Consider the following 255-nt stretch of genomic DNA (forward strand, 5'->3'; position numbering starts at 1 on the left):
GCTTGAAACCGTCAACCGCCTAGAATCCGCACCGTCCGCCTTCCCGTCCGTACCGTTTTCGAGTGGAATACATGAAACGTTGGTTTTACACGCAATTATGGCGCATCGCGCCGCCGCTTATCCGCCACTATCTCAAAAAGCGCACCGTCAACTCGCCTGCCTATCTCTACCATTGGGGCGAGCGTTTCGCCAACCGATACGGCATGCACCCAAATCGGACGCTGCACAGGCCGGTCAAACGGTTCGCCGAAACGC

Annotated in this window: 1 pseudogene; it reads left to right on the forward strand. The window is 57.3% G+C overall.

What is annotated here, in order from left to right:
- Positions 1 to 71: 71 nt before the first annotated feature.
- Positions 72 to 255, forward strand: a pseudogene (locus ACTHS3_RS18205) (hypothetical protein); the annotation flags it as partial.

The organism is Neisseria sp. P0009.S007, from assembly GCF_051962515.1.